This is a genomic window from Micromonospora yongxingensis, assembly GCF_052601155.1.
The window spans coordinates 31,722-56,883 of the sequence record NZ_JBQXEO010000030.1 but is presented as its reverse complement, the minus strand read 5'-3'; the positions used below and the strand labels follow the sequence as shown (position 1 = coordinate 56,883).

Genomic DNA, 25,162 nt, shown 5'->3' with positions numbered 1-25,162 from the left:
TCGCGTCGGCAACGGGGAAGAAATCACGGCGAAACTCTTGACGCTCTCGAAGGACGGCCCCTACGGTCCATGCACGACTCATGAAACGATTCAGGAGGGGATCGGATGACCGCCGACGCACCAGGCACGGACGGTGCTCCGCTGCTGGTCCTCGACGGCGTGACGAAGTCCTTCGGGGCCGTCGCCGCGCTGCGCGGGGTGCACCTGGCCCTGCACTCCGGTGAGGCCCACGCCCTGGTCGGCGAGAACGGGGCGGGCAAGTCCACCCTCGTCAAGATCCTGGCCGGCGCCCACGCACCGGACGCGGGCGCCATGACCCTGGACGGGCAGCCGCTGCGGCTGCGCGGCCCCGCCGACGCCCGGGCCGCCGGCATCGCGGTCATCTACCAGGAGCCGACGCTCTTCCCGGACCTGTCCGTGGCGGAGAACATCTTCATGGGCCGGCAACCGCTTCGTGGTCTGCGCCGCATCGACACCACCGCGATGAGCCGCGACGCCGAGCGGCTGTTTCAGCGGCTGGGCGTCCGGATCGACCCGACCCGTCCCGCCCGTGGGCTCTCCATCGCCGACCAGCAGCTCGTCGAGATCGCCAAGGCGATCTCGTTCGACGCCCGCGTCCTGGTCATGGACGAGCCCACCGCCGCGCTCTCCGGTGTGGAGGTCGAGCGGCTCTTCGCGGTCGCCCGGTCGCTCTGCGAGCACGGGGCTGCCGTGCTGTTCATCTCGCACCGGTTCAACGAGGTGTTCGACCTGTGTCACCGCGTCACCGTGCTGCGCGACGGCGCCTGGGTCTCCAGCGACCACGCCACCGACCTCACGGTCGACGAGGTGGTGCGACGCATGGTCGGCCGGGACGTCGCCTCCCTCTATCCGAAGCAGGACGCCGAGCTGCGGGACACGCTGCTGGAGGTCCGTGGGCTGACCCGGGCCGGCGTCTTCGCCGACGTGACGTTCTCCGTCCGGGGCGGGGAGATCGTGGCGCTCGCCGGCCTGGTCGGCGCCGGCCGCAGCGAGGTCGCCCGTGCCGTCTTCGGCGTCGACCGCTACGACGCTGGCGAGGTGCTGGTGGCCGGCCGAGCCGTCCCGGCGGGAAACCCGGGCCGGGCGATCGCCGCCGGCATGGCGCTGGTCCCCGAGGACCGACGGCAGCAGGGCCTGGTCATGGAGCTGTCTGTGGAGCGCAACGCCACCCTCGCCCGCCGCCGGGCACTGAGCCGGCTGGGCCTCCTGCTGGGCGGCGCCGAGCGTGCCGAGGCCCGCCACTGGACGCGGCGGCTGCAGGTGAAGACCTCCCGGCTCGGCGCGCCCGTGGCGACCCTCTCCGGGGGCAACCAGCAGAAGGTCGTGCTCGCCAAGTGGCTCGCCACCGAACCACGGGTCCTGATCATCGACGAACCCACCCGTGGCATCGACGTCGGCACCAAGTCCGAGGTGCACCGGCTGCTCTCGGAGCTGGCCGGTGAGGGCCTGGCCATCCTCATGATCAGCAGCGAGCTGCCCGAGGTGCTCGGCATGGCCGACCGGGTCCTGGTCATGCACGAGGGACGGCTGGTCCGAGAGCTGCCCCGGGACGAGGCGGACGAGACCTCCATCATGTTCGCCGCCACCGGTCAAGGAGCGACCGCATGAGCCTCACCGACGCCGGCGCGCCCGAACGGGCAGCCGGGAACGCCCCGAGCGACCCCGGCCGGCAGCGCCGCGGCCTCACCGAGCGGCTGCTGGCCGTACGCGAGCTGAGCCTGCTGATCGCGCTCGGCCTGCTGGTCCTGGTGACCACCGTGCGCAACGACCGGTTCCTCAGCGGCCAGAGTGTCAAGGACCTGCTGCTGGGCTGCGCGATCCTGGTGATCCTGGCGGTCGGCCAGACCCTGGTCATCATCACCCGCAACGTCGACCTCTCCGTCGGATCCATCCTGGGTCTGGTCGCCTTCGCCACCGGCTCGCTGTTCCTCTCCGCGCCCGGCACGCCCTGGCCCGTGGCGCTCGTCGTGGGCGTCGCGCTGGGTGCGCTGTGTGGCGCGGTCAACGGCGGCCTGATCGCGGTGGCCCGGGTGCCCGCCCTGGTCATCACGCTGGGCACCCTCTACGCCTTCCGCGGCATCGACTACTACTGGGCGTCCGGCAGTCAGATCAACGCGGCCGACATGCCACCGTCGTTCCTGCGGCTGGGCAACCAGACGGTGCTCGGCGTACCCGTGCTGTTCCTCGTCGCGCTGGTCGTCGTCGCCGTCGTCGGTTTCTACCTGCGCTCCTACCGCAGTGGCCGCGAGCTGTACGCGATCGGCTCCGAACCGGCCGCCGCCCGGCTGTCCGGCATCCCCGTGGGGCGGCGGGTGTTCGCCGTGTTCGTCGCCAGCGGCGCGCTTGCCGGCCTGGCCGGGGTGCTGTACGCGGCCCGGTTCGGCACCCTCGACGCGGCCGCCGGCACCGGCCTGGAACTCCAGGTCGTCGCCGCTGCCGTGGTCGGTGGGGTGGCGATCTTCGGAGGCAGCGGCAGCGCCTACGGCGCGGCGCTCGGCGCCGTGCTGCTGACCACGATCGGCAGCTCGCTCGCCGTCCTGCGCATCGACCCGTTCTGGCAGCAGGCCGTGGTCGGCGCACTCATCCTCGCCGCCATCGGGCTGGACCGGCTCCTGGCCCTGCGGGTGGCGGCCCGGCTCCGAGGGAGAAGCGCACATGGCGCATGACAGCCTGTACGCCGCACCGCCCACCGCCGAGGCCGAGCCCGGCGCGGGCCGCCTCGCCAGCCTGCGCGGGCTGCTGGGCTCCTGGGACGCGGCGATCGTCGCCGCCCTCGTGGTGGCCGTGCTCGTCGCCAGCCTGACCGTGGAGAACTTCGCCACCGGCCGCAACGCCCAGTTCCTGCTGCTCGACCTGGTGCCGCTGGCGCTCATCGCGCTGCCGATGACCCTGATCGTGATCACCGGCGAGATCGACCTCTCGGTGGCCAGCATGGTCGGCCTGTGCAGCACCCTGATGGGGCAGCTCTGGCTCTCCAGTGGACTGTCCCTGGAGCTGATCTGCGTCCTCGTGGTGCTGCTCGGCGCCGTGCTCGGCGCGGTCAACGGCCTCTTCGTCACCGGCTTCGGCCTGCCGTCGCTGGCGGTGACCATCGGCACGCTGGCCCTCTACCGTGGGTTGTCCTTCGTCGTGCTCGGCGACCAGGCCGTCGCGGACTTCCCGGCCGACTGGACCGCCGCCGTGGTGCGCACCATCCCCGGCACGTCGATCCCGGTCGTGGTGGTCCCGCTGCTGGTGCTCGCGGTGATCTTCGGGGTCGTGCTGCACGCCACCGCGGCCGGCCGGGCGCTCTACGCCATCGGCAACAACGACCAGGCCGCCACGTTCACCGGCGTCTCGGTGGCCCGGACGAAGTTCTGGCTCTTCGTGGTCTCCGGCGCGGTGTGCGGGCTGGTGGGCATCCTCTGGACCCTGCGGTACGCCAGCGCGCGCGGCGACAACGCCACCGGCCTGGAACTGACCGTGGTGACCGCCGTGCTGCTCGGCGGTGTCTCGATCTTCGGCGGTCGGGGTGCGCTGCTCGGTGTGCTGGCCGGCGTCCTGCTCCTGGGCGTCCTGCGCAACGCGCTGCAACTCGCCGACGTCGACGCCAACGCGCTGACGATCGTCACCGGCACCCTGCTCATCGCGTCCGTCGTGCTGCCCAACGCCGTCGCGGACGTCCGCGCCCGGCTGCACCGTCGACGACAGCGGCACCCCGCCGCTTCGTGACGTCCCCCGCGCACCAACCACCCCCGGAAGGATGACGATGTCCGCGTACCGCAGAGGCCTCCGTGTCGGGGCCACCAGCCTCACCCTCGCCGCACTGCTGCTCAGCGCCACGGCCTGTGGCGGCACCACCCGGGACAACTCCGGCAACGACGCCGGCGCCGGCAACCAGGCCAGCGGCGCCGCCAATCCCGACGCCGCCATCAAGGAAGGGCTCAAGATCGCCTTCCTGCCGAAGGCGCTGAACAACCCCTACTTCACCGTCTCGGACAACGGCGGCAAGGACGCGGTCACCGAGATCAAGGGTGAGTTCAAGGAGGTCGGCCCCTCCGAGGCCAGCGCCTCGTCCCAGGTCAGCTACATCAACACCCTGTCCCAGCAGGGCATGGACGTGATCGTCACCTCGGCCAACGACCCGAACGCGATCTGCGGCGCACTCAACCAGGCCAAGGCGGCCGGCGCGAAGATCGTCACCTTCGACTCCGACACCAAGCCGGAGTGCCGGCAGATCTTCGTCAACCAGGTGACCGCCGAGGGCATCGCCGAGAACCAGGTCAAGCTCATCAGCGAGCAGATCGGCGGCGAAGGCGAGATCGCCATCCTGTCCGCGACCGCCAACGCGACCAACCAGAACGCCTGGATCGCGCTGATGAAGGACGAGCTGAAGAAGCCCGAGTACAGCAAGATCAAGCTGGTCACGGTGGCGTACGGCAACGACGACGACCAGAAGTCCTTCCAGGAGACCCAGGGTCTGCTGCAGTCGTACCCCAACCTCAAGGGCATCATCTCCCCGACCACGGTCGGCGTCGCGGCGGCCGGCCGCTACCTCAGCGGGTCGCAGTACAAGGGCAAGGTCAAGCTGACCGGGCTGGGCACCCCGAACCAGATGCGCCAGTACGTCAAGGACGGCACCGTCGACGCGTTCGCCCTGTGGAGCCCGGCCGACCTCGGCTACCTCGCGGCGTACGCCGGCGCCGCACTGGCCTCCGGTCAGATCACCGGCGCCGAGGGCGACACGTTCAAGGCCGGCAAGCTCGGCGAGTTCACCGTCGGCAAGGACGGGGTGGTCGTCCTCGGCCCGCCCACCGTCTTCGACAAGAACAACATCGACCAGTTCCAGTTCTGACCGCACTCCCGGTCGGTGCCGGCGCACGCCGCGCCGCACCGACCGGGGGAGCCGACAGGAGAACCATGCCCCGCGTCTGCTTCACCCTCCAGGTCGACCCCGACCGCCTGGACGAATACCGCGCCCGCCACTCGCGGGTCTGGCCGGAGATGCTCACCGCCCTGGCCGAGAGCGGCTGGCACGACTACTCGCTCTTCCTCCGCGAGGACGGGCTGCTGGTGGGCTACCTGGTCACCGACGACTTCGCGGCCGCCCAGGCCGCCATGCGGACCAGCGACGTCAACGCCCGGTGGCAGGCGGAGATGGCGCCCTACTTCGTCGACCTCGACCACGGCGCCCCCGACCGCGCCATGCGGCCGTTGGACGAGGTCTTCAACCTTGAGGCGCAGCTCGTCGCGGCACGTGCGACGCGGCTCGCCACCGAGCCTGAGACGCGGCTCGCCGCGAAGACGGGAGAAACCCCATGACGCAGCCCGACGCGCGGACCCTCGAACGGGTGAAGCAGGCCCTGCGCGCCCAGCGCATCGAAACCCCGTCCTGGGCATACGCCAACTCCGGGACCCGGTTCAAGGTGTTCCCGCAGGAGGGTGTGCCGCGCAACCCGTACGAGAAGATCGCCGACGCGGCGGTCGTGCACCAGCTCACCGGCGTGGCGCCGACGGTGGCGCTGCACATCCCGTGGGACCGCGTCGACGACTACGCCGACCTGGCCGCCTACGCGGCCGACCAGGGCGTCAGCCTGGGCGCGATCAACGCCAACGTCTTCCAGGACAACGACTACAAGCTGGGCAGCGTCACCAACCCGGATCCGGGGGTACGCCGCAAGGCGATCGACCACCTGCTCGAGTGCGTCGACATCATGGACCGCACCGGCTCGCGCGACCTGAAGCTCTGGTTCTCCGACGGCACCAACTACCCGGGCCAGGACGACATCCGCGCCCGGCAGGACCGGCTCGCGGCGGCGCTGCGCGAGACCTACGACCGGCTCGGCGAGGGTCAACGGCTGCTGCTGGAGTACAAGCTGTTCGAGCCGGCCTTCTACGCCACCGACGTGCCGGACTGGGGCACCGCGTACGCGCACTGCCTCCAGTTGGGCCCCAAGGCGCAGGTGGTCATCGACACCGGGCACCACGCGCCGGGCACCAACATCGAGTTCATCGTGGCGATCCTGCTGCGCGCCGGGAAGCTCGGCGCCTTCGACTTCAACTCCCGCTTCTACGCCGACGACGACCTGATGGTCGGTTCCGCGGACCCGTTCCAGCTGTTCCGGATCATGCACGAGATCGTCCGCGGCGACGCGCTGGCGCCCGAGGCCGGCATCGCCTTCATGCTCGACCAGTGCCACAACATCGAGCCGAAGATCCCGGCGATCATCCGTTCGGTGCTCAACGTGCAGGAGGCGACGGCCAAGGCGCTGCTCGTCGACCGGGAGGCGCTCGCCGCCGCTCAGCAGGCCGGCGACGTGCTCGGCGCCAACGCCGCGCTGATGGACGCGTACAACACGGACGTCCGGCCGCTGCTCGCCGAACTCCGTACCGACCTGGGCCTCGATCCGGACCCCATGGCGGCGTACGCCCGCTCCGGGTACTTCGAGAAGATCCGCGCCGAACGCGCCGACGGCCAGCAGGCCGGCTGGGGCGCCTGACCACCACCGAAGAACGCAGACTGGGGACGTGAGGACGATGCAATCCGAGGTTCAGGCGCTGATCGCGCGCAGCAACCGGCTGGGTGCCGACCCGACGACGACGAACTACGCCGGTGGCAACACCTCCGCCAAGGGTGTGGACACCGATCCGGTCACCGGCGGCCCCGTCGAACTGCTCTGGGTCAAGGGTTCCGGCGGTGACCTCGGCACCCTCACCCGGGCCGGTCTGGCCGCGCTCCGGCTGGACCGGCTCCGCTCGCTCGTCGAGGTCTACCCCGGGATCGACCGGGAGGACGAGATGGTCGCCGCGTTCGACTACTGCCTGCACGGTCGGGGCGGCGCCGCGCCGTCCATCGACACCGCGATGCACGGGCTGGTCGACGCCGCGCACGTCGACCACCTGCACCCCGACGCCGGCATCGCCATCGCCGCGGCCGTGGACGGGCCGGAGCTGACCAAGGAGATCTTCGGCGACCGGGTGTCGTGGGTCCCGTGGCGGCGGCCGGGCTTCCAACTCGGCCTGGACATCGCCGCGGTGGCGCGGGCCAATCCGCAGGCGATCGGGGTGATCCTCGGTGGGCACGGGATCACCGCGTGGGGCGCGACCAGCGACGAGTGCGAACGCAACTCGCTGGAGATCATCCGGTCCGCGCAGGCGTACCTCGACCAGCGGGGCGCGGCCGAACCGCTCGGCCCGGTCATCAGCGGCTACGAGCCGCTGCCGACCGACGAGCGGCGGCGTCGGGCGGCCGCGCTGTTCCCGGTGCTGCGTGGCCTCGCGTCCACCGACCGACCGCAGGTGGGTCACTTCACCGACAGCGACGTGGTGCTGGACTTCGTGGCGCGGGAGAAGCATCCCGCGCTCGCCGCCCTCGGCACCTCCTGCCCGGACCACTTCCTGCGCACCAAGGTCCGGCCCATGGTGCTCGACCTGCCGCCCACCGCCCCGCTCGAGGACGTGACCGCCCGCCTCACGGAGCTGCACGCCTCCTACCGCGACGACTACCGCGCCTACTACGAGCGGCACGCCGGCCCGGACAGCCCTCCGATGCGAGGTGCCGATCCGGCGGTCGTCCTGGTGCCGGGCGTGGGCATGTTCAGCTTCGGGGCCAACAAGCAGACCGCCCGGGTCGCCGGCGAGTTCTACGTCAACGCCATCAACGTCATGCGTGGCGCGGAATCCGTGTCGACGTACGCGCCGATCGACGAGGCCGAGAAGTTCCGGATCGAGTACTGGGCACTGGAGGAGGCGAAACTCCAGCGCATGCCGAAACCGAAGGCCCTCGCCACACGGGTCGCGTTCGTCACCGGCGGTGGCTCCGGCATCGGCCGGGCGATCGCCCACCGGCTCGCCGCCGAGGGCGCGTGCGTCGTGGTCGCCGACCGCGACGCGGAGGCGGCCGCCGCCGTCGCCGCCGAGATCGGCACCACGGACGTCGCGGTCGCCGTCGCCGCCGACGTCAGTGACGGGGACGCCGTGGCCAGCGCCCTGCGCGAGGCGGTGCTCGCCTTCGGTGGCGTGGACCTGGTCGTGAACAACGCCGGCCTGTCGCTGTCCAAGTCGCTGCTGGAGACGACCGAGGCCGACTGGGACATCCAGCACGACGTGATGGCCAAGGGCTCCTTCCTCGTCTCCCGGGAGGCCGCGCGGGTGATGCTGGCGCAGGGGATGGGCGGGGATCTCGTCTACATCTCCAGCAAGAACTCCCTGTTCGCCGGCCCGAACAACGTGGCCTACGGTGCGGCCAAGGCGGATCAGGCGCACCAGGTCCGGTTGCTCGCCGCCGAACTCGGCGGCCACGGCATCCGGGTCAACGGCGTCAACCCGGACGGGGTGGTCCGCGGCTCCGGCATCTTCGCCGGTGGCTGGGGAGCCCAGCGGGCCGCCGTCTACGGCGTGCCGGAGGAGAAGCTCGGTGAGTTCTACGCCCAGCGCACGCTGCTCAAGCGCGAGGTGCTGCCCGAGCACGTCGCCAACGCGGTCTTCGTGCTCACCGGCGGTGAGCTCTCGCACACGACGGGAATGCACATCCCGGTGGACGCCGGCGTCGCCGCGGCGTTCCTGCGCTGAGCACGGTCCCCCGGAGATGAGGACGATGTGGTGAGCGGCGCCGTGCGCCTCGCCGCCGTCGACCTGGGTGCGTCCAGCGGCCGGGTCATGGCCGCCCGCGTCGCCCCCGGGGAGCTGGCGCTGGCGGAGGCGCACCGCTTCCGCAACGAACCGGTGTGGGTGGCGGGCACGCTGCACTGGGACGTCCTGGCGCTGTACCGGGGCGTCCTCGACGGCCTGCACGCCGCCGGCCCGGTCGCCAGCATCGGCGTCGACACGTGGGCGGTCGACTATGGACTCCTGGACGCGACGGGCGCGCTGCTCGGCAATCCGGTGCACTACCGCGACGGGCGTACCGACGGCGTCGGTGACCGGGTGGCGGAGCAGGTGGGGCCGGAGCGGCTCTACACCACGACCGGTCTGCAGCACCTGCCGTTCAACACCCTCTACCAGCTCGTCGCCGCGGCCGGCACACCACAGCTGGACATGGCGCACCGGCTGTTGCTGATCCCCGACCTCATCGCGTACTGGCTCACCGGTGAGATCGGCGCCGAGGTCACCAACGCCTCCACCACCCAGCTGTACGACCTGCGTCGCCGCGCCTGGGCGACCGACCTGATGGCCGACGCGGGCATCCGCGCCGAGCTGTTCCCGCCGCTGCGGGAGCCGGGCACCCGGATCGGCCCGGTCCTGCCCGCACTGGGCCTGCCCGGAAACCCCGACGTGGTGGCGGTGGGGTCACACGACACCGCGTCGGCCGTGGTGGGCGTGCCGGCGGTGAGTGAGCACTTCGCCTACATCTCCTGCGGCACCTGGTCCCTGGTCGGGGTCGAGCTGGACGCCCCGGTGCTCAGCGAGCAGAGCCGGCGGGCCAACTTCACCAACGAGTCCGGCGTCGACGGCACGATCCGCTACCTGCGCAACGTGATGGGCCTGTGGCCGCTGCAGGAGTCGCTGCGCGCCTGGGGCACCACGGACCTGCCCGCCCTGCTCCGGCAGGCGGCCGTCCAACCGGCCTTCCGCTCCGTCGTGGACCCCGACGACCCCACGTTCCTGCCACCCGGCGACATGCCCGCACGCATCGCCGACGCCTGCCGCCGCGCGGGGGAGCCGGTGCCGACCACCCCGGCGGCCACGGTCCGGTGCATCCTCGACAGCCTCGCGCTGGCGCACCGGCGCGCGGTCCGTCAGGCGCAACTGCTCGCCGGCCGGCACGTCGACGCCGTCCACATCGTCGGCGGCGGCGCCCGCAACGAACTCCTGTGCCAGCTCACCGCCGATGCCTGCGGGCTGCCGGTGCTCGCGGGGCCGGTCGAGGCCACCGCGTTGGGTAACGTTCTCGTGCAGGCCCGCTCCCTCGGCGTGGTCGGCGGCGACCTGTCGGCGCTGCGGACCGTGCTGCGCGAGACCCAGCAGATCGTGCGCTACGAGCCACGCGGCGCCGAGACGACGTGGCGGGCGGCCGCCCGGCGTCTCGGATGGGAGGACTGAGGATGCGAATAGCCCTGTTCGTCACCTGCCTGGCCGACACCCTGTTCCCCGAGGCGGCCAAGGCGACGGTGCGGCTCCTGGAACGGCTCGGCCACGAGGTCGTCTTCCCGCAGGATCAGACCTGCTGCGGGCAGATGCACATCAACACCGGCTACCCGGACGAGGCGGTGCGGCTGGTGCGCCGGCACGTGCGCACCTTCGCACCGTACGACGTGGTGGTCGCGCCCTCCGGCTCGTGCGTCGGCTCGGTGCGCCACCAGCACGCGGTGGTGGCCCGGGGCGCGGGTGACGAGCGGTTGGCCAGTCGGGCCGAGGAGGTCGCCAGCCGCACGTACGAGCTGTCCGAGCTGCTCGTCGACGTGCTCGGGGTGACCGACGTCGGCGCCTTCTACCCGCACCGGGTGACGTACCACCCGACCTGCCACTCGCTGCGGATGATCCGGGTGGGGGACAAGCCGCTGCGGTTGCTGCGTGAGGTGCGCGGCCTGGACCTGGTGGAGCTGCCGCAGGCCGAGGAGTGCTGCGGCTTCGGTGGCACGTTCTCGGTGAAGAACGCGGACACCTCGACGGCGATGCTGGCCGACAAGATGCGCCACGTGCTGGCCACCCGGGCCGACGTCTGCACCGCGGGGGACGCCTCCTGCCTGATGCACATCGGCGGTGGGCTGTCCCGCCTCCGGGCCGGCGTACGCACCGTGCACCTCGCGGAGATCCTGGCCAGCACCGAGGCCAGCGGTGGGCCGGTCGAGCTGGCGCAACGGCAGACCGGGGTGGTGACGGCGTGACCCGCACCTTCCTCGGCATGCCCGCCACCGCGCCCCGCGGCGTCGGTAACCTGCGCGGTGACGAGCCGTTTCCCGTCGCGGCCCGGCGAAGCCTCGCCGACGCCCAACTGCGCCGCAACCTCGGCCACGCCACCGCCACGATCCGCGCCAAGTCGGCGGCGGTCATCGACGAGGTGCCCGACTGGCAGGAGCTGCGCGAGGCCGGGCGGGCCGTCAAGGCCGACACCATGGCCCGCCTGCCCGAGCTGCTCCAGCAGTTGGAGGCCGCGGTCACCGCGGCCGGCGGCACCGTGCACTGGGCCGCCGACGCCGTCGAGGCCAACCGGATCGTCACCGACCTGGTCAGGGCCACCGGCAGCGACCGGGTCATGAAGGTCAAGTCGATGGCGACCCAGGAGATCGGCCTCAACGAGGCGCTGGAGGCCGCCGGCATCGAACCGGTGGAGACCGACCTCGCCGAGCTGATCGTCCAGCTCGGGCGGGACAAGCCCAGCCACATCCTGGTGCCGGCGATCCACCGCAACCGGGCGGAGATCCGCGAGATCTTCCTGCGCGAGATGCCCGGGGTCGACCCGGCGCTGACCGACGAACCCGCGATCCTGGCGGCCGCGGCCCGCCGCCACCTGCGTCGGACGTTCCTCAGCACCCGGGTCGCGGTCTCCGGGGCGAACTTCGCGGTGGCCGAGACCGGCACCCTCGCCGTGGTCGAGTCGGAGGGCAACGGCCGGATGTGCCTCACCCTGCCGGACACGCTGATCACCGTGATGGGCATCGAGAAGGTCATCCCCACCTGGGCCGACCTCGAGGTGTTCCTCCAACTGCTGCCCCGGGCCTCCACCGGCGAGCGGATGAACCCGTACACCTCGATGTGGACCGGTGTGACACCCGGCGACGGGCCGCAGGAGTTCCACCTCGTGCTGCTGGACAACGGCCGCAGCGCCGTCCTCGCCGACGAGGTCGGCCGTCAGGCGTTGCACTGCATCCGCTGCTCCGCCTGCCTCAACGTCTGCCCCGTGTACGAGCGCACCGGCGGGCACGCGTACGGCTCGGTCTATCCCGGGCCCATCGGGGCGGTGCTGTCACCGCAGCTGACCGGCGTGGAGGACAACGCCTCGCTGCCCTTCGCCTCCTCGCTCTGCGGCGCGTGCTTCGACGCCTGCCCCGTGAAGATCGACATTCCGTCGATCCTGGTGCACCTCCGCGCCCAGCACACGGCGGCGTACCGCAGTGAGCACCGCCTGCCCAGCGCCGAGGCGGTCACAATGGCCGCCGCCGCGTACACGATGGACCACCGCGCGCTGTACGAGGCCGCGCAACGGGCCTCGCGGGCCGCCCGCCTCGCCGGCCGGCGCGGCCGCGGCCTGCCGCCGCCGCTGTCCGGCTGGACGGTTGGCCGTGACCTGCCGCAGCCGCCGCCGCAGACGTTCCGCGAATGGTGGGCGCAACGATGACCTCCCGTGAGTTGATCCTCGGCCGCCTGCGCGCGGCCCTCGGCGGGACGCCTCCCACCCCCGGCGAGGTGCCACGGGACTACCGGCCCGCCAGCGGCGCCGGCGACCTCGATGTGCTGGTGCACCGGCTCACCGACTACCGGGCCACCGTGCACCGGTGTGCCGACGGCGAGGTCGCGCAGGTCGTGGACGGGATCCTCGGTGGCCGACGCGTCGTGGTCCCACCCGGGCTGCCCCGGCACTGGCTGCCCGACACCGTCGACGTGCTGACCGACGACGACCTCCCGAGGGAACAGGTCGCCGGGGCCGACGGGGTGGTCACCGCCGCGGCGGTCGCCGTCGCCGAGACCGGAACGGTGATCCTCGACGCGTCCCCCGACCAGGGGCGACGGGTCATCACGCTCCTGCCCGACGTGCACATCTGCGTCCTGCGTACCGATCAGGTGGTGGCGGGAGTTCCGGACGCCCTCGCGCGCCTCCACCCGCACCGCCCGCTCACCTGGATCAGCGGGCCGTCCGCCACCAGCGACATCGAACTCAACCGGGTCGAGGGCGTCCACGGCCCCCGGAACCTGCACGTGGTGATCGTCCCGGTCTGACCCGCACCGGGCCACAGGTGCGGGTCACGGTAGGAGCACGTTACAACCCGGCCTGCTCGGTGAACGTCTGTCGCAGGTAGTTCTTGGGCCTGGACCCCACGGTGGACCCGACGACCTCGCCCCCGCGGAACACCAGCAGCGTCGGCAGGGACATGACGCCGTAGCGGCGCGTGGACGCGGGGTTGTCGTCAGAGTTGATCTTGGCTACGACCATCCGGTCGCCGAACTCCCGGGCCAGCTCGGCGAGGCTCCGCTCGATCGCCTTGCACGGCGGGCACCACTCCGCCCAGAAGTCGACCACCACGGGCCGGTCGCTGGCCAGCACCAGCTCGGCGAACGTGTCGTCGGTGACGGTGACTAGGGAGCTGGTCTCCGTTTGGGGCATGTTTCCTCCCGGTGTGCGATGGCGTGGGCGAGCTGGGTGTGGAGCTGCTGGCGTACCGCGCCGAGCCGGTCGATGACCGCGTCGACCTCGACGAGCTTGCGTCGCAGCACCAGCACCGAGTCCGGGCAGACGTCGCCGGACGTGTTGCCGGCCCGGAGGCAGGCGACGAACGGGCGGACGTCGTCGAGGCCGAAGCCGACGTCGAGCAGCGCCCGGATCTCCCGCACGACCCGCAGTTCCGTCTCGTCGTAGACCCGGTAGCCGTTGGCGGAGCGCTGCGCGCGTACCAGCCCGTGCGCCTCGTAGTAGCGCAGCGACCGCGTACTCGTGCCGGCCCGCTCAGCCAGTTCGCCGATCAGCATCCGACCCCCTCCACCAGCCCGTCGCCACCACGCTAAACCTTGTCGCCAGCGTCAAGGCAAGCGTGTGCGAAGGGCGTCCGGCCGCGTCTCCACGCGCCGCCGCAGGGCCGCCAGCGGGAGGGTTCAGCCGAGCAGACCGCCGGTCGGCAGTGGCAGGCCGGGAAGTGACGGCAAGGGCACCGACGGCAGTGGCGCCGACGGCACCGGCACCGGCGGCAGTGGCAGTCGGGGCACCGTCGGGTCGGTGCCGGATGTCGGCGAGCGCGTCGGCGCGGGACGCTGTGGCGCCGGTGCCGTCCTGCCCGGTGTCGTGGCGGCGGAGGGCACGGGTGCGGCCGTCGACACCGCGGAAGACGGCATCGGTGCCACCGGTGCCGGCGCGCAGCGGGGCCAGCCGGGACACCCCTGCGCCGCCAGGTCCCGCAGGACGGCGTCGATGTCGGCACGCAGGCGGGTGGCGTCGGCCGGGTCGCTGACCCGATCCAGGTCGCGCTGGGCCTGGTCGATCAGGCGCTGGGCCTCGTCATACCGCCCCTCCGCGACGGCCCGGCGGGCCAGGCTCGTGGTGTGTTCGACGCCGAGCACGTCCGCCCGCTCCGGATGGAACACCTTGGTCAGCGACCACAGCGGACTGGTCGGCCCGGCGTCGCGGCTGGCGACCCCCAGCCCGGTCGCCAGCGTGAGGGCGGCGATCACCGCGGCGGCCGACCCCACGGCAAGGCGTCCGAGCGGTTGACGCCGGGGCGGGCTCGGGACCGAGACGGTGGGGGTGCCGGCCCGCAGCGTCCGGGACCGTCGGTCCGGAGTTGGCGAATCGGCGCCGGCCGCGCCGACCACGGTCTCCGGCTGGTCGGAGGTGATGTCGGCGCGCCACGCGGCCAGCATCGCGGCGAGGTCGTCGGCGCCGGCCTCGTGCTCGCCGCGTCCCAGCGCGTCGAGGAGCAGGTCGTCGCGGTTGATGCCGGCGAGGTCCAACTCCTCGCCACCGTCGGGCCGGGGCTCGCTCATGCCGCCACCTCGTCAAGTCCGTCGCCGGCAAGCGTACGGAGCCGGGCCAGGGCACGGGACTGCGCCACCCGTACGGCCGCCGCCGACATGCCGAGGATCGCGCCGACCTCCTCGGCGGTCAGGCCGACCGCCACCCGGAGGACGATGATCTCCCGCTGGACGTCGGGGAGGCGGTGCAGCAGCGCCGAGAGTCGACGGGCCAGATCGGTGGCGACGGCCTGCTGCTCCGGCCCCGGCGTGGTGTCCTCCTGCTCCAGATCCGAATCGGGGACGGCGATGGCGGCGCCACGGACCGCCGCACGTTGGGCGTCGGCGACCTTGTTCGCGGCGATGGCGAAGACGAACGCGGAGAACGGCCTGCCCTGGTCGCGGTAGCGGGGAAGGGCCTTCAACACCGCCAGGCAGACCTCCTGCGCGACGTCGTCGGCCGTGGTGTACGCCCCGCCGACGCGGCCCAGCCGTGCCCGGCAGTAACGGACCAGCCCTGGCCGCACGGTGCTGAGCAACGCAGCGAGAGCTGCCCGGTCACCCTGGGCGGCCAGGTGGACGAGCTCTGGCTCGATCACTGTGGTCATGGGGACGCGAGACACCTTCGTTACCGGCCGGTTAACCGCACGCTATCGAGACGCACGCCACTTTGCCTAGTTCACGGTCGGTGTTGGTGGCGTGGCGCAAAGAAGTTGTTGCGTTCGGCCGGGCCGCCGCGATGTCTCAGGTAGCGACCCGGGAGGGGAGGGTGGATGGGCGTCGAGGTGGCGGTGCAGGGGCTGACCAAGTCCTTCGGTGGTCAGCCGGTCTGGTCGGACGTCAGCCTGACCCTGCCGGCCGGCGAGATATCCGTGCTGCTGGGACCGTCCGGCACGGGCAAGTCGGTGTTCCTCAAGACCCTGGTGGGGCTGCTACGCCCCGACAGCGGGTCGATCTGGATCGAGGGCAAGGACCTGCCCCGGCTCTCGGAGCGGGCGCTGTACGAGGTGCGCAGGCTGTTCGGCGTGCTGTTCCAGGACGGTGCTCTCTTCGGCTCGATGACGATCTACGACAACGTGGCCTTCCCGCTGCGCGAGCACACCCGCAAGTCGGAGTCCCAGATCCGCGACGTGGTCACCGAGAAGCTCGACATGGTCGGCCTGGTCGGTGCCGAGAAGAAGCTCCCGGGGGAGATCTCCGGTGGGATGCGCAAGCGGGCCGGCCTTGCCCGCGCGCTCGTGCTCGACCCCCGCATCGTCCTGTTCGACGAACCCGACTCGGGGCTGGACCCGGTGCGCACCGCGTACCTGAACCAGCTGATCATCGACCTCAACCAGCGGACCGGGGCGACGTTCCTGATCGTCACCCACGACATCAACACCGCGCGCACGGTGCCGGACAACATCGGCCTGATCTACCACGGGCACCTGGCCATGTTCGGGTCCCGGGAGATGCTGCTGTCCAGCACCGAACCGGTGGTGCGACAGTTCCTCAACGCCCAGCGCATCGGACCGATCGGCATGGCCGAGGAGAAGGACGCCGAGGAACTGCGAGCCGAGGCGGACGCCGGCGCCGAACTGCCACCGCTGCCGCCCATCCCGCTGCAACTGCCGCCGACGGACGGGCGACCCCGCGCCGCCGAACGGCCACCGGGGCAGTGGTGCCGGGAGCACGGCGTCACCCCGCCACCCGGCTCCTTCGCCGGCCCACGCGACGCCGAGGGGTCCACGCTGGACGGACCACCGGCCGGGGACGGGCGGCAGGGCGCGGGGGTGTCCGGATGACGGGACCGCTCACCGCCGTACGGCACACCGGCGAGTTCTTCGCGTTCTGCCTGGACACCCTGCGCGGCCTCGGCCGGCGACCGGTGCAGGTCCGCGAGTTCGTCCAGCAGGCCTGGTTCATCAGCTCCGTGTCGATCCTGCCCGCCGCTCTCGTCTCCATCCCCTTCGGCGCGGTCATCGCGTTGCAGCTCGGCTCGCTGGTCCGTCAGCTCGGGGCGCAGTCGTTCACCGGCGCGGCGTCGGTGCTCGCGGTGGTCCGCGAGGCGGGGCCCATCGTCACCGCGCTGATCATCGCCGGCGCGGGTGGCTCGGCGATCTGCGCGGATCTCGGCTCCCGGAAGATCCGCGAGGAACTCGACGCGATGCAGGTGCTGGGCATCGATCCCATCCATCGCCTCGTGGTGCCCCGCGTGCTCGCCTCGATGCTGGTCGCCGTGCTGCTCAACGGTCTGGTCAGCGTGGTCGGGGTGACCGGCGGCTACCTGTTCAACGTGGTCCTGCAGGGCGGCACGCCCGGCGCGTACCTGGCCAGCTTCCAGGCCCTGGGGCAACTGCCCGACCTGCTGGTGGGTGAGGTCAAGGCGCTGCTGTTCGGCGCTGCCGCCGCGCTGGTCGCGTCGTACAAGGGCATGACCGCCAAGGGTGGCCCGAAGGGGGTCGGCGACGCGGTCAACCAGAGCGTGGTGATCACCTTCATGCTGCTGTTCGCGCTGAACTTCCTCGTCACGGCCGTGTACTTCCAGGTCGTACCGCAGAAGGGAAGCTGACGTGCTGGTGCTGCGACACCTCGACAACCTGGGCGGCCAGCTCGCCTTCTACCTGCGGGCGTTCGCCTGGGCGCCGCGCACAGTGCGCCGCTACAAGCGCGAGGTGGTACGGCTGCTGGCGGAGGTGAGCTTCGGCTCCGGGGCACTCGCCGTGCTCGGCGGCACCGTCGGTGTCATCTGCTTCCTGACCTTCTTCACCGGCACCGAGGTCGGACTGCAGGGCTACCAGGCGCTCAACCAGCTCGGCAGCAGCGCCTTCACCGGTTTCGTCTCGGCGTACTTCAACACGCGGGAGATCTCCCCGCTGGTCGCGGCGCTGGCCCTGTCGGCCACCGTGGGCTGCGGGTTCACCGCGCAGCTCGGGGCCATGCGGATCTCCGAGGAGGTCGACGCCCTCGAGGTGATGGGCGTGCCCTCGCTGCCGTTCCTCGTGACCACCCGCATGATCGCCGGGTTTCTCGCGGTCATCCCGCTGTACGTGGTGGGGCTGCTCTCCAGCTACCTGGCCACCCGCACCATCGCCGTGTACTACTACGGCCAGTCGGCCGGCACCTACGACTACTACTTCCACCTCTTCCTGCCACCCGAGGACGTGCTCTGGTCCTTCGGCAAGGTGCTCGTGTTCAGCGTGATCGTGGTCCTGGTGCACTGCTACTACGGCTACACGGCCACCGGTGGGCCCGCCGGTGTCGGCGTCGCCGTCGGACGGGCCGTCCGACTCGCGATCGTCGCGGTCAACATCGTCGACTTCTTCCTGTCGCTGGCCATCTGGGGCGCGACCACCACCGTCCGGATCGCGGGGTGAGCATGAGACATCGCATTCTCGGCATCGTCTTCATCGTCGTGCTGACCGCGGCGCTGACCGCCTCGGTGCTGCAGTACCGCAAGGCGTTCACCCCCGTCGACCGGGTCACGCTGCAGGCCGGTCGTTCCGGGCTGCAACTGAGCCCGGGGGCCGACGTCAAGGTCCGCGGGGTCGTCGTCGGCGAGGTGCGCTCGGTCGGCAGCGACGGCGCCGGGGCGAGGATCGGGCTGGCCCTGGACCCGGCCACGACGCCGCTGATCCCCGCCGACGTCAGCGCACGGCTGCTGCCCAAGACGCTCTTCGGTGAGCGGTACGTCGAGCTGGTCCCGCCGGTCGGCGGCACCGCCCCACCGATCCGCGACGGCGCCGTCATCACCCAGGACCGCAGCAGCACCGCCGTCGAGCTGGAACGGGTCCTCGACGAGGCGCTGCCGCTGCTGCAGGCGGTGCGGCCCGACCAGCTCGCCGCCACGCTGGGCGCGATCGCCGTCGCACTCGACGGGCGCGGCGAGCAACTCGGCGCGAACGTCGAGCGGCTCGACGCGTACCTGCGGCAGCTCAACCCGGCGATGCCGACCATCGCCGAGGACGTCCGGAAGCTCGCCGTCGTGCTGGACGGCTACGACGCCGCCCTGCCCGACCTGCTGGCCCTGCTGCGCGACGTCACCGTCACCGCCCGTACGGTCACCGACCAGCGCGCACAGCTGGCGGCTTTCCTCGCCGACGCCACCGACACCGCCGACGCCACCCGCAGCTTCCTCGACCGGCACGGTGACCAGATCATCGAACTCGGCCAGGTGAGCCGCCCCGTGCTGCAACTGCTCGCCACGTACGCCCCCGAGTACCCGTGCCTGATGAGCGGTCTGGTCGCCCTGCAACCCCGCGTCGAGGAGGTCTTCGCCGGCGGACGGATGCACATCACCCTCGAGGTCACCCGCGACGGTGGCAAGTACGAGAAGGGACGCGACGAACCCGTCTACGGCGCGCACGGCGGGCCGCAGTGCCGTGGACTGCCCCGACCGGGGCAGCCCGCGCCCGACGTACCCGTCGAGGACGGTTACGACCGTTCCGGTGCGCGCCCGCGTACCCCGTTGCCCGTCGGCCTGCCGGCGACCGCGCCCGCCGGCGCCTCCCCCGACATGGGCCGGGCCGCCACCGGCGAGGAGCGGGCGTTGGTCAAACCCCTGGTCGGCGCCGTCACCGGCATCCTGCCCGCGGAGGTCCCCGACATCGCGGTCCTGCTGTGGGGGCCGTTGCTGCGGGGAGGGGTGGTGAACGCGCGATGAGCAACCGGATCCTCGCCCCCTCGCTGAAGCTGGTGGTCTTCGCCGCGGTGACCCTGCTGCTGACGGCGCTGCTCGCGCAGACCCTCGGCGCCTTCCCACCCGGTGGCGTCACCTACCGCGCCCGGTTCACCGACGTGACCGGGTTGCTCGTGGGAGACGACGTCCGCGTCGCGGGCGTGCAGGTCGGTCGGGTCAGCGGCATCAGGGTGGTCGACGACACGGCCGCCGAGGTGGCCTTCACCGTCACCGCCGACGTCCCGGTGGCCACCAGCGTCCGCGCCAAGATCCGCTACCGCAACCTGGTGGGCCAGCGGTACGTGGCCCTCAGCGAGGGCCCGGGGGAGGGGCGACCACTGCGGCCCGACGGCCTGATCCCGCTCGGCCAGACCACCCCGGCGCTGGACCTCACCGTGCTGTTCAACGGTTTCCGGCCGCTGTTCACGGCCCTCGACCCGGACGACGTCAACAAGCTCGCCTACGAGATCATCCAGGTGCTCCAGGGCGAGGCCGGCACCGTCAGTAGTCTGCTGCGTCGCACCGCCTCACTCACCAACACCCTCGCCGACCGCGACGCCGTCATCGGCCGGGTCATCACCAACCTCAACAGCGTCCTGGGCACGCTGGCCGAACGGGACCAGAACCTCGACCAGAGCATCAGCCAGCTGCAGCAGTTCGTCTCCGGGCTGTCCGCCGACCGCACGGCCATCGGTGAGTCGCTGGTCAGCATCGGTGACCTCACCACCGCCACGTCGTCGCTGCTGCGTGACGTACGACCACCGCTCGCCGCGGACGTGCGCGCCCTGGACGAACTCTCCGGCACCCTCAACCGCAACGCGGCCGTCATCGACAGCACCCTGGGGCGGCTGCCCGAGCGGTACCAGTCCCTGACCCGCGTCGCGTCCTACGGCTCGTGGTTCAACTTCTACCTCTGCGACTTCGACGGCAACGTGGCGGTGTCGGGCCGGGCACCGCTCGACCTGCCCACCTTCAGCGCCCCGGCCGCCCGATGCGCCGGAGGCAGCCAGTGACACCGTTTCGGGAACGCAACCCCGTGGTCATCGGCACGCTCGGGCTGGTGCTGATCGTCGCCGTGCTGCTGGGCGCCTTCCAGCTCGACCGGCTGGCCGACCTCACCGGACGCGCCTACCAGGCGGCCTTCCACGACGCCAGCGGCCTCGTCACCGGCAACGAGGTGCGGGTCGCCGGCGTACGGGTGGGCAAGGTGACCGGCGTGGAACTCGCCCGCGACGGCGCGCCCCACGTGCGGGTCCGGTTCCGGGTGGACGACGACAGCGTCCGGCTCGGCACCGACACCGGCGCCACGATCAGGATCAAGACGGTGCTCGGCCAGAAGTACCTGGCCCTCGCACCGGCCGGACCGGGCCGACTGCGGGAGGGCGGGCAGATCCCCCTCGCCCGCACGGCGGCACCGTTCGACGTGGTGCAGGCGGTCACCGGGCTCGCCGACACCCTCGACAAGGTCGACACCGACCAGTTCGCCGCCGCCCTCACCACCCTGGCCGAGACCTTCCGGGACACTCCGGAGAGCGTCAACGCCTCCCTGGTCGGGCTCTCCCGACTCTCCCAGACCGTCGCCGGACGCGACGCCGAACTGCGGGCGCTGCTCGACCGCGCCCGGCAGGTGACCGCCGTGCTCGCCACCCGGGACGAGGAGTTCCGCAAACTGGTCACCGACGGTGAGGCGCTGCTGGGCGAGGTGAGCCGGCGACGGGACGCCATCCACCGGCTGCTCGTGGGCACCGACGAACTCGCCACCCAGCTGTCCGGACTGGTCAGCGACAACCGGGTCCAGCTCGCTCCGGCGCTGCACAAGCTGCGGGAGGTCGTCGCCATCCTGCAACGCAACCGGGACGACCTGGAGAAGACCATCCAGCGGATGGGTCCGTTCGTCACCGCGTTCGCCAACGTGGTGGGCAACGGCCGCTGGTTCGACTCGTACGTCTCCGGTCTGCTCCAGCCGTACCAGCCCACGACGGGAGGCCGCTGATGCCCGGTCCCATCCAGCGGTGGCGACGACCGGTCGCCGTCACCACCGTCCTCCTGGTGGCCGTCGCCGCCGGCGCGGTCGTCCTCCGCGACGGCACACCCCCACGGCGGGTGGTCGCCCACTTCACCCGCGCCGTCGGGGTGTATCCAGGATCGGACGTGCGGGTGCTGGGCGTCCGCGTCGGCGAGGTGGTCGCCGTGACCCCGCAGGGCCGCACCGTCCAGGTGACCATGTCCTACGACCCCGGCGTCGCCGTGCCCGCCGACGCGCAGGCGCTCATCGTGCCGCCCAGCGTGGTCAGCGACCGCTACGTCCAGCTCACTCCCGCCTTCGCCGGCGGAGCCGCGCTCGCCGACGGAGCCGAGATACCGCTGGAGCGGACCGCCGCTCCCATGGAGATCGACGACATCTACCAGGCGCTCGACGACTTCAACCGCACTCTCGGCCCGGAGGGTGCCAACCGCGACGGCGCCCTGTCCGACCTGGTGGCCACCGGCCGCGCCAACCTGGAGGGCAACGGCCAGAACCTGCACGACACCCTCGACGGGCTGTCCCAGGCACTGGCCACCCTCTCCGGCGGGCGGCAGGACCTGTTCGGGTCGGTGGCGAACCTGCAACAGTTCACCACCGCGCTGGCCCGCAGCGACCGCGAGGTACGCGCCTTCAACCAGCAGTTGGCCGACGTCGCCGAACAGCTGGCAGGGGAGCGCGACGAACTGGCCGCCGCGCTGCGCAACCTCTCCACGGCGCTGGCCGACGTCACCACGTTCGTGCGGCAGAACCGGGACGCGTTGACCTCCAACGTCGACGCGCTGGCCGACATCACCGGCATCCTGGTCCGCCAGCAGCAGGCCGTCATCGACATCCTCGACGTCGCCCCGCTCGCCCTGGGCAACCTCAACCTCGCCTACAACCCGCGATCCGGCACCCTGGACACCCGCGACAACGCCCTGGGTCCCTACGATCCCGCCGCCTTCGCCTGCTCCCTGATGGTGGACCAGCTCCCCGCGCGTCAGGTGCCCGCCACGTGCCTGGCACTCGCGCAGACCCTGCACTCCCGTGGGCTGCCCATGACCGACCAGCTGCGCAGGCTCCTCAAGCTGCCGCCCGGCGCCCCGGCGACCGGCGGGTCCTCACCGGGGAACCCTCCCCCCGGTGCGCCGATCCCCGACCAGGCGCCGGGCGGCGTCGACACCACCAACGACCCCACCCTCGGCGGCATCCTGCGGGGCCGGTCATGACCGCCCGGGCACTGCGAACCCTGGCCTGCGCGATCGTGGTGGCGATGCTGCCGGCCGGCTGCGGCCTGCCCGACCTCACCGATCTGCCGCTGCCCGGCGGTGCCCCGAAGGGCGACGGGTACGTGGTCACCGCCGAGTTCAGCGACGTGCTGGACCTGGTGCCGCAGGCCGCCGTGAAGGTCGACGACGTCACCGTCGGCAGCGTGGAGAAGATCTCCCTGGCCGGCTGGACCGCCCGCGTCACCCTGCGCATCGGCGCGGAGGTACGCCTGCCGTCCAACGCGACGGCCGCCGTCCGCCAGAGCAGCCTGCTGGGCGAGAAGTACGTGACCGTCGCGCCGCCGCCCACCGCCCCCGCCAGCGGTCGACTCGTCGACGGCGATCTCATCCCGCTGTCCCGGACCGCTCGCGGCGCCGAGGTGGAGGAGGTCCTCGCCGCCCTCGGGCTGCTGCTCAACGGTGGTGGCCTGGCGCAGTTGAAGACCATCAACCAGGAACTCGGCGCCGCACTCGACGGACGGGAACCGGCCGTTCGGGACGCGCTGCGCCAGCTCGACACGTTCATCGGCGGGCTGGACAGGCAGAAGGCAGACCTGGTCCGAGCCCTCGACGCGCTGGACCGGCTCAGCGGCCGGCTCGACCGGCAGAAGCAGGTGCTCGGCGAGGCCGTGGACTCGCTGGCTCCCGGCCTGACCGTGCTGGCCGGTCAGCGCGCCCAACTGACCCGGGCGTTGACGGCACTCGACCAGTTGGGCGACGTCGGCACCCGGGTCGTCAACCGGAGCCGCGAGGACACCCTGGCCGATGTGCGGGCGCTGCAACCGATCCTGGAGCAGTTGGCGCGCGCGGGGGACGACCTGCCGAAGTCGCTGGACTTCATGCTCTCCTACCCGTTCCCGCCGAACGTCACCGGCGCGATCGTCGGTGACTTCGTCAACCTCTCCGTCACCGCCGACCTCGACTCGGCGTCGATCCTGGCGAACCTGGTCGCGGCGGCGCCCGCCCCGGCCCGTCCGGCCGCACCGCCGGCGGGGACCCGGCGCGGCGGAGCACCAGCGGCGGGCGGTCCCGCACCTGCCACGCCGCGACCAGGCACCGGGTCCCGCCCCCTGCCCGACCTGCCGATCCTGAAGTGCCTGCCCGACCCGCGCAATTTCCCGGCGACGTGGACTCCGCCGAAGGACTGCCTGCTACCGGAGGGCTGTGTCCTGCTCAAGCCCGGCTCGACGGTGCCCATCGGCGGACTGATCCTGCCGAAGGGCCTCGTACCCCCGGGCACGGTCTTTCCCGCCGAGACCCAACTACCCGCGGGAACGGTCCTGTCGGCGCAGTGCGTCCTGCCGTTGACCGGCGCGGTGACCGGGCAGATCGGCGGCCTGCCGGACGTCCTGCGGGGAGGGCTGACGCCATGATCGGACGTACCGCGAAGGTTCAGGTTCTGGCGTTTCTGCTGGTGAGCGTTCTCGGCGTCAGTTATGTCGCCATCCGCTACGTGGGGCTCGGCGACCGGCTGCTCGGCGGAAGCTACGTCGTCCTCCTGGACCTCACCCGGGCCGGCGGCATCTTTCCCAACGCCCCGGTCACCTACCGGGGGGTGCCGGTCGGTCGGGTCGCCGCGGTCGCCCTGCGCGGCGACGGGGTCCGCGCCGACCTGCGGTTGCAGCGCGACGTCCGGATACCGGACGACCTGCGGGCCGTGGTGGCGCAACGCTCCGCCGTCGGCGAGCAGTACGTGGACCTGCGTCCGGAGCGTGACAGCGGGCCGTACCTCTCCGACGGCGCGGTGATCCCGGCCGACCGGACCGGTGTCCCGCTGGCGCCGGAGGTGCTGCTGAGCAACCTCGACGCCCTGGTCCGCTCCGTCGGCCCGGAGGATCTCACCGTCCTGATCACCGAACTCGGCACCGCGTTCGAGGGCAACGAGCTGGCTCTGGCCCGGATCCTCGACCACGGGGACGCCCTGCTGACCGACGCGACCACCCACCTGCCGGAGACACTCGCGTTGATCAACGACGGGCGAACCGTGCTCGCCACCCAGGCCGAGTCGGCCGAGGCGCTGCGCCGGTGGGCGGCGGGCCTTGCCCGGCTGGCGGCCACCGTCCGCGACGCCGACCCGGACCTGCGGCGGCTGCTCGCCGCCGGGCCTCCCGCCGGTCGGGAACTGGTCGCGTTGCTGCGCGGGCTGGAACCGACGGTCGGCACCCTCCTCGGCAACCTGGTGACCGTCAACGGCGTCGCGGCCCGGCGGCTGCCCGGCATCGAGCAACTGCTGGTGGTGTACCCGATCGCCGTCGCCGGAGGGTTCACGGTCACCCCGGGCGACGGCACCGCCCACCTCGGCCTGGTGCTGAACGTCGACGACCCGCCGCCCTGCGTGTACGGCGGCGGTGGAACCATGTGCGGCGCCGGGGACCGCGCGGCCGGCGCCAGTGTGCGGGGCGCCGCCAACGCGCCCCGACCGGGCGGACCGGAGCCCGCCGCCGACCCGGGGCCGTCCGGCGCCGCCCCGCCCGGCGGTTACGACCCCGCGACCGGCCTGGTGCTCGGCTCGGACGGCCGGCCACTGCAGTTCGGCGGGACCGGGGGCCAGTCCCGGATGGCCGGGGACCAGTCGTGGAAGCAGTTGCTGCTCGCCGGGGTCACCCGGTGACCGGCGTGAGCAAGGAGGTGGCG

The 25,162-nt window shown here is 72.1% G+C and carries 24 protein-coding genes; 20 read left to right on the top strand and 4 right to left on the bottom strand.

The features are described 5' to 3' along the window. The first annotated feature begins 105 nt into the window (after positions 1-105). The 11 genes from ACTWLT_RS27510 to ACTWLT_RS27460 all read left to right on the top strand — a co-directional run bounded on the left by ACTWLT_RS27510 (position 106) and on the right by ACTWLT_RS27460 (position 12,876). Complete coding sequence (locus ACTWLT_RS27510; protein ID WP_445320837.1) at positions 106-1,629, top strand: sugar ABC transporter ATP-binding protein; 1,524 nt, start codon at positions 106-108, stop codon at positions 1,627-1,629. Then, a complete protein-coding gene (locus tag ACTWLT_RS27505; protein WP_445320836.1) occupies positions 1,626-2,687 on the top strand; it encodes an ABC transporter permease in 1,062 nt (353 codons plus the stop codon). The genes ACTWLT_RS27510 and ACTWLT_RS27505 overlap by 4 nt, the downstream gene beginning before the upstream one ends. Then, the gene (locus ACTWLT_RS27500; protein WP_445320835.1) at positions 2,677-3,732 is read left to right on the top strand and encodes an ABC transporter permease; all 1,056 of its coding nucleotides are present in this window, start codon (positions 2,677-2,679) and stop codon (positions 3,730-3,732) included. The genes ACTWLT_RS27505 and ACTWLT_RS27500 overlap by 11 nt, the downstream gene beginning before the upstream one ends. Before the next feature lie 37 nt (positions 3,733-3,769). Beyond that, the gene (rhaS, locus tag ACTWLT_RS27495; protein ID WP_445320834.1) at positions 3,770-4,855 is read left to right on the top strand and encodes a rhamnose ABC transporter substrate-binding protein; all 1,086 of its coding nucleotides are present in this window, start codon (positions 3,770-3,772) and stop codon (positions 4,853-4,855) included. A gap of 65 nt (positions 4,856-4,920) precedes the next feature. Further along, a complete protein-coding gene (locus ACTWLT_RS27490) occupies positions 4,921-5,322 on the top strand; it encodes an L-rhamnose mutarotase (protein ID WP_445320833.1) in 402 nt (133 codons plus the stop codon). Next, entirely contained in the window at positions 5,319-6,500 is a 1,182-nt protein-coding gene (gene rhaI, locus ACTWLT_RS27485) for an L-rhamnose isomerase (protein ID WP_445320832.1), read from the top strand. Before ACTWLT_RS27490 ends, rhaI begins: the two co-directional genes overlap by 4 nt. Before the next feature lie 37 nt (positions 6,501-6,537). Next, the gene (locus tag ACTWLT_RS27480; RefSeq protein WP_445320858.1) at positions 6,538-8,571 is read left to right on the top strand and encodes a bifunctional aldolase/short-chain dehydrogenase; all 2,034 of its coding nucleotides are present in this window, start codon (positions 6,538-6,540) and stop codon (positions 8,569-8,571) included. 30 nt (positions 8,572-8,601) lie between these two features. Beyond that, on the top strand, positions 8,602-10,041 hold the full coding sequence (locus ACTWLT_RS27475) for a rhamnulokinase (RefSeq protein WP_445320831.1): 1,440 nt from the start codon (positions 8,602-8,604) through the stop codon (positions 10,039-10,041). Between the two features lie 2 nt (positions 10,042-10,043). Continuing rightward, on the top strand, positions 10,044-10,826 hold the full coding sequence (locus ACTWLT_RS27470; RefSeq protein WP_445320830.1) for a (Fe-S)-binding protein: 783 nt from the start codon (positions 10,044-10,046) through the stop codon (positions 10,824-10,826). Positions 10,827-10,843: 17 nt separating this feature from the next. Beyond that, complete coding sequence (locus ACTWLT_RS27465; protein ID WP_445320857.1) at positions 10,844-12,277, top strand: LutB/LldF family L-lactate oxidation iron-sulfur protein; 1,434 nt, start codon at positions 10,844-10,846, stop codon at positions 12,275-12,277. Then, positions 12,274-12,876, top strand: a complete 603-nt coding sequence (locus ACTWLT_RS27460; RefSeq protein WP_445320829.1) for a LutC/YkgG family protein — start codon at positions 12,274-12,276, stop codon at positions 12,874-12,876. The genes ACTWLT_RS27465 and ACTWLT_RS27460 overlap by 4 nt, the downstream gene beginning before the upstream one ends. A gap of 40 nt (positions 12,877-12,916) precedes the next feature. Here the strand turns inward: ACTWLT_RS27460 and trxA are convergent, their stop codons facing one another. The 4 genes from trxA to shbA form a co-directional block, all read right to left on the bottom strand. After that, positions 12,917-13,261: a thioredoxin gene (gene trxA / locus ACTWLT_RS27455; RefSeq protein WP_445320828.1), complete on the bottom strand. Its 345-nt coding sequence runs from the start codon at positions 13,259-13,261 to the stop codon at positions 12,917-12,919. Next, complete coding sequence (locus ACTWLT_RS27450; RefSeq protein WP_445320827.1) at positions 13,234-13,623, bottom strand: MerR family transcriptional regulator; 390 nt, start codon at positions 13,621-13,623, stop codon at positions 13,234-13,236. The genes trxA and ACTWLT_RS27450 overlap by 28 nt, the downstream gene beginning before the upstream one ends. Before the next feature lie 123 nt (positions 13,624-13,746). Continuing rightward, on the bottom strand, positions 13,747-14,631 hold the full coding sequence (locus ACTWLT_RS27445; RefSeq protein ID WP_445320826.1) for an anti-sigma-D factor RsdA: 885 nt from the start codon (positions 14,629-14,631) through the stop codon (positions 13,747-13,749). Beyond that, on the bottom strand, positions 14,628-15,206 hold the full coding sequence (gene shbA, locus ACTWLT_RS27440; protein ID WP_445320825.1) for an RNA polymerase sigma factor ShbA: 579 nt from the start codon (positions 15,204-15,206) through the stop codon (positions 14,628-14,630). The genes ACTWLT_RS27445 and shbA overlap by 4 nt, the downstream gene beginning before the upstream one ends. A gap of 165 nt (positions 15,207-15,371) precedes the next feature. On the opposite strand from shbA, the gene ACTWLT_RS27435 reads away from it, so the two are divergent. Genes ACTWLT_RS27435 through ACTWLT_RS27395 form a run of 9 tightly spaced genes read left to right on the top strand, consistent with a single transcriptional unit; the run spans position 15,372 to position 25,139 of the window. After that, positions 15,372-16,382, top strand: a complete 1,011-nt coding sequence (locus ACTWLT_RS27435; protein WP_445320824.1) for an ABC transporter ATP-binding protein — start codon at positions 15,372-15,374, stop codon at positions 16,380-16,382. After that, on the top strand, positions 16,379-17,149 hold the full coding sequence (locus ACTWLT_RS27430) for an MlaE family ABC transporter permease (RefSeq protein WP_445320823.1): 771 nt from the start codon (positions 16,379-16,381) through the stop codon (positions 17,147-17,149). The genes ACTWLT_RS27435 and ACTWLT_RS27430 overlap by 4 nt, the downstream gene beginning before the upstream one ends. Before the next feature lies 1 nt (position 17,150). Next, positions 17,151-17,954 (top strand): MlaE family ABC transporter permease, encoded by an 804-nt coding sequence (locus ACTWLT_RS27425; protein WP_445320822.1) that lies wholly within the window; start codon positions 17,151-17,153, stop codon positions 17,952-17,954. A 2-nt stretch (positions 17,955-17,956) separates the two neighbouring features. Next, positions 17,957-19,240 (top strand): MCE family protein, encoded by a 1,284-nt coding sequence (locus tag ACTWLT_RS27420; protein WP_445320821.1) that lies wholly within the window; start codon positions 17,957-17,959, stop codon positions 19,238-19,240. After that, the gene (locus tag ACTWLT_RS27415; RefSeq protein WP_445320820.1) at positions 19,237-20,268 is read left to right on the top strand and encodes an MCE family protein; all 1,032 of its coding nucleotides are present in this window, start codon (positions 19,237-19,239) and stop codon (positions 20,266-20,268) included. Before ACTWLT_RS27420 ends, ACTWLT_RS27415 begins: the two co-directional genes overlap by 4 nt. Further along, complete coding sequence (locus ACTWLT_RS27410; protein WP_445320819.1) at positions 20,265-21,248, top strand: MCE family protein; 984 nt, start codon at positions 20,265-20,267, stop codon at positions 21,246-21,248. The genes ACTWLT_RS27415 and ACTWLT_RS27410 overlap by 4 nt, the downstream gene beginning before the upstream one ends. Then, complete coding sequence (locus tag ACTWLT_RS27405) at positions 21,248-22,489, top strand: MCE family protein (RefSeq protein ID WP_445320818.1); 1,242 nt, start codon at positions 21,248-21,250, stop codon at positions 22,487-22,489. Before ACTWLT_RS27410 ends, ACTWLT_RS27405 begins: the two co-directional genes overlap by 1 nt. After that, entirely contained in the window at positions 22,486-23,901 is a 1,416-nt protein-coding gene (locus ACTWLT_RS27400) for an MCE family protein (protein ID WP_445320817.1), read from the top strand. The genes ACTWLT_RS27405 and ACTWLT_RS27400 overlap by 4 nt, the downstream gene beginning before the upstream one ends. After that, positions 23,898-25,139, top strand: a complete 1,242-nt coding sequence (locus tag ACTWLT_RS27395) for an MCE family protein (protein ID WP_445320816.1) — start codon at positions 23,898-23,900, stop codon at positions 25,137-25,139. The genes ACTWLT_RS27400 and ACTWLT_RS27395 overlap by 4 nt, the downstream gene beginning before the upstream one ends. The last annotated feature ends 23 nt before the right edge of the window (positions 25,140-25,162 follow it).

What these genes read in the sequence shown, in the direction of transcription:
- ACTWLT_RS27510 (WP_445320837.1), top strand. Translation starts at nt 106, where the DNA reads ATGACCGCCGACGCACCAGGCACGGACGGTGCTCCGCTGCTGGTCCTC.
- ACTWLT_RS27505 (WP_445320836.1), top strand. Translation starts at nt 1,626, where the DNA reads ATGAGCCTCACCGACGCCGGCGCGCCCGAACGGGCAGCCGGGAACGCC.
- ACTWLT_RS27500 (WP_445320835.1), top strand. Translation starts at nt 2,677, where the DNA reads ATGGCGCATGACAGCCTGTACGCCGCACCGCCCACCGCCGAGGCCGAG.
- rhaS (WP_445320834.1), top strand. Translation starts at nt 3,770, where the DNA reads ATGTCCGCGTACCGCAGAGGCCTCCGTGTCGGGGCCACCAGCCTCACC.
- ACTWLT_RS27490 (WP_445320833.1), top strand. Translation starts at nt 4,921, where the DNA reads ATGCCCCGCGTCTGCTTCACCCTCCAGGTCGACCCCGACCGCCTGGAC.
- rhaI (WP_445320832.1), top strand. Translation starts at nt 5,319, where the DNA reads ATGACGCAGCCCGACGCGCGGACCCTCGAACGGGTGAAGCAGGCCCTG.
- ACTWLT_RS27480 (WP_445320858.1), top strand. Translation starts at nt 6,538, where the DNA reads ATGCAATCCGAGGTTCAGGCGCTGATCGCGCGCAGCAACCGGCTGGGT.
- ACTWLT_RS27470 (WP_445320830.1), top strand. Translation starts at nt 10,044, where the DNA reads ATGCGAATAGCCCTGTTCGTCACCTGCCTGGCCGACACCCTGTTCCCC.
- ACTWLT_RS27465 (WP_445320857.1), top strand. Translation starts at nt 10,844, where the DNA reads ATGCCCGCCACCGCGCCCCGCGGCGTCGGTAACCTGCGCGGTGACGAG.
- ACTWLT_RS27460 (WP_445320829.1), top strand. Translation starts at nt 12,274, where the DNA reads ATGACCTCCCGTGAGTTGATCCTCGGCCGCCTGCGCGCGGCCCTCGGC.
- trxA (WP_445320828.1), bottom strand. Translation starts at nt 13,261, where the DNA reads ATGCCCCAAACGGAGACCAGCTCCCTAGTCACCGTCACCGACGACACG.
- ACTWLT_RS27450 (WP_445320827.1), bottom strand. Translation starts at nt 13,623, where the DNA reads ATGCTGATCGGCGAACTGGCTGAGCGGGCCGGCACGAGTACGCGGTCG.
- ACTWLT_RS27445 (WP_445320826.1), bottom strand. Translation starts at nt 14,631, where the DNA reads ATGAGCGAGCCCCGGCCCGACGGTGGCGAGGAGTTGGACCTCGCCGGC.
- shbA (WP_445320825.1), bottom strand. Translation starts at nt 15,206, where the DNA reads ATGACCACAGTGATCGAGCCAGAGCTCGTCCACCTGGCCGCCCAGGGT.
- ACTWLT_RS27435 (WP_445320824.1), top strand. Translation starts at nt 15,372, where the DNA reads ATGGGCGTCGAGGTGGCGGTGCAGGGGCTGACCAAGTCCTTCGGTGGT.
- ACTWLT_RS27430 (WP_445320823.1), top strand. Translation starts at nt 16,379, where the DNA reads ATGACGGGACCGCTCACCGCCGTACGGCACACCGGCGAGTTCTTCGCG.
- ACTWLT_RS27420 (WP_445320821.1), top strand. Translation starts at nt 17,957, where the DNA reads ATGAGACATCGCATTCTCGGCATCGTCTTCATCGTCGTGCTGACCGCG.
- ACTWLT_RS27415 (WP_445320820.1), top strand. Translation starts at nt 19,237, where the DNA reads ATGAGCAACCGGATCCTCGCCCCCTCGCTGAAGCTGGTGGTCTTCGCC.
- ACTWLT_RS27405 (WP_445320818.1), top strand. Translation starts at nt 21,248, where the DNA reads ATGCCCGGTCCCATCCAGCGGTGGCGACGACCGGTCGCCGTCACCACC.
- ACTWLT_RS27400 (WP_445320817.1), top strand. Translation starts at nt 22,486, where the DNA reads ATGACCGCCCGGGCACTGCGAACCCTGGCCTGCGCGATCGTGGTGGCG.
- ACTWLT_RS27395 (WP_445320816.1), top strand. Translation starts at nt 23,898, where the DNA reads ATGATCGGACGTACCGCGAAGGTTCAGGTTCTGGCGTTTCTGCTGGTG.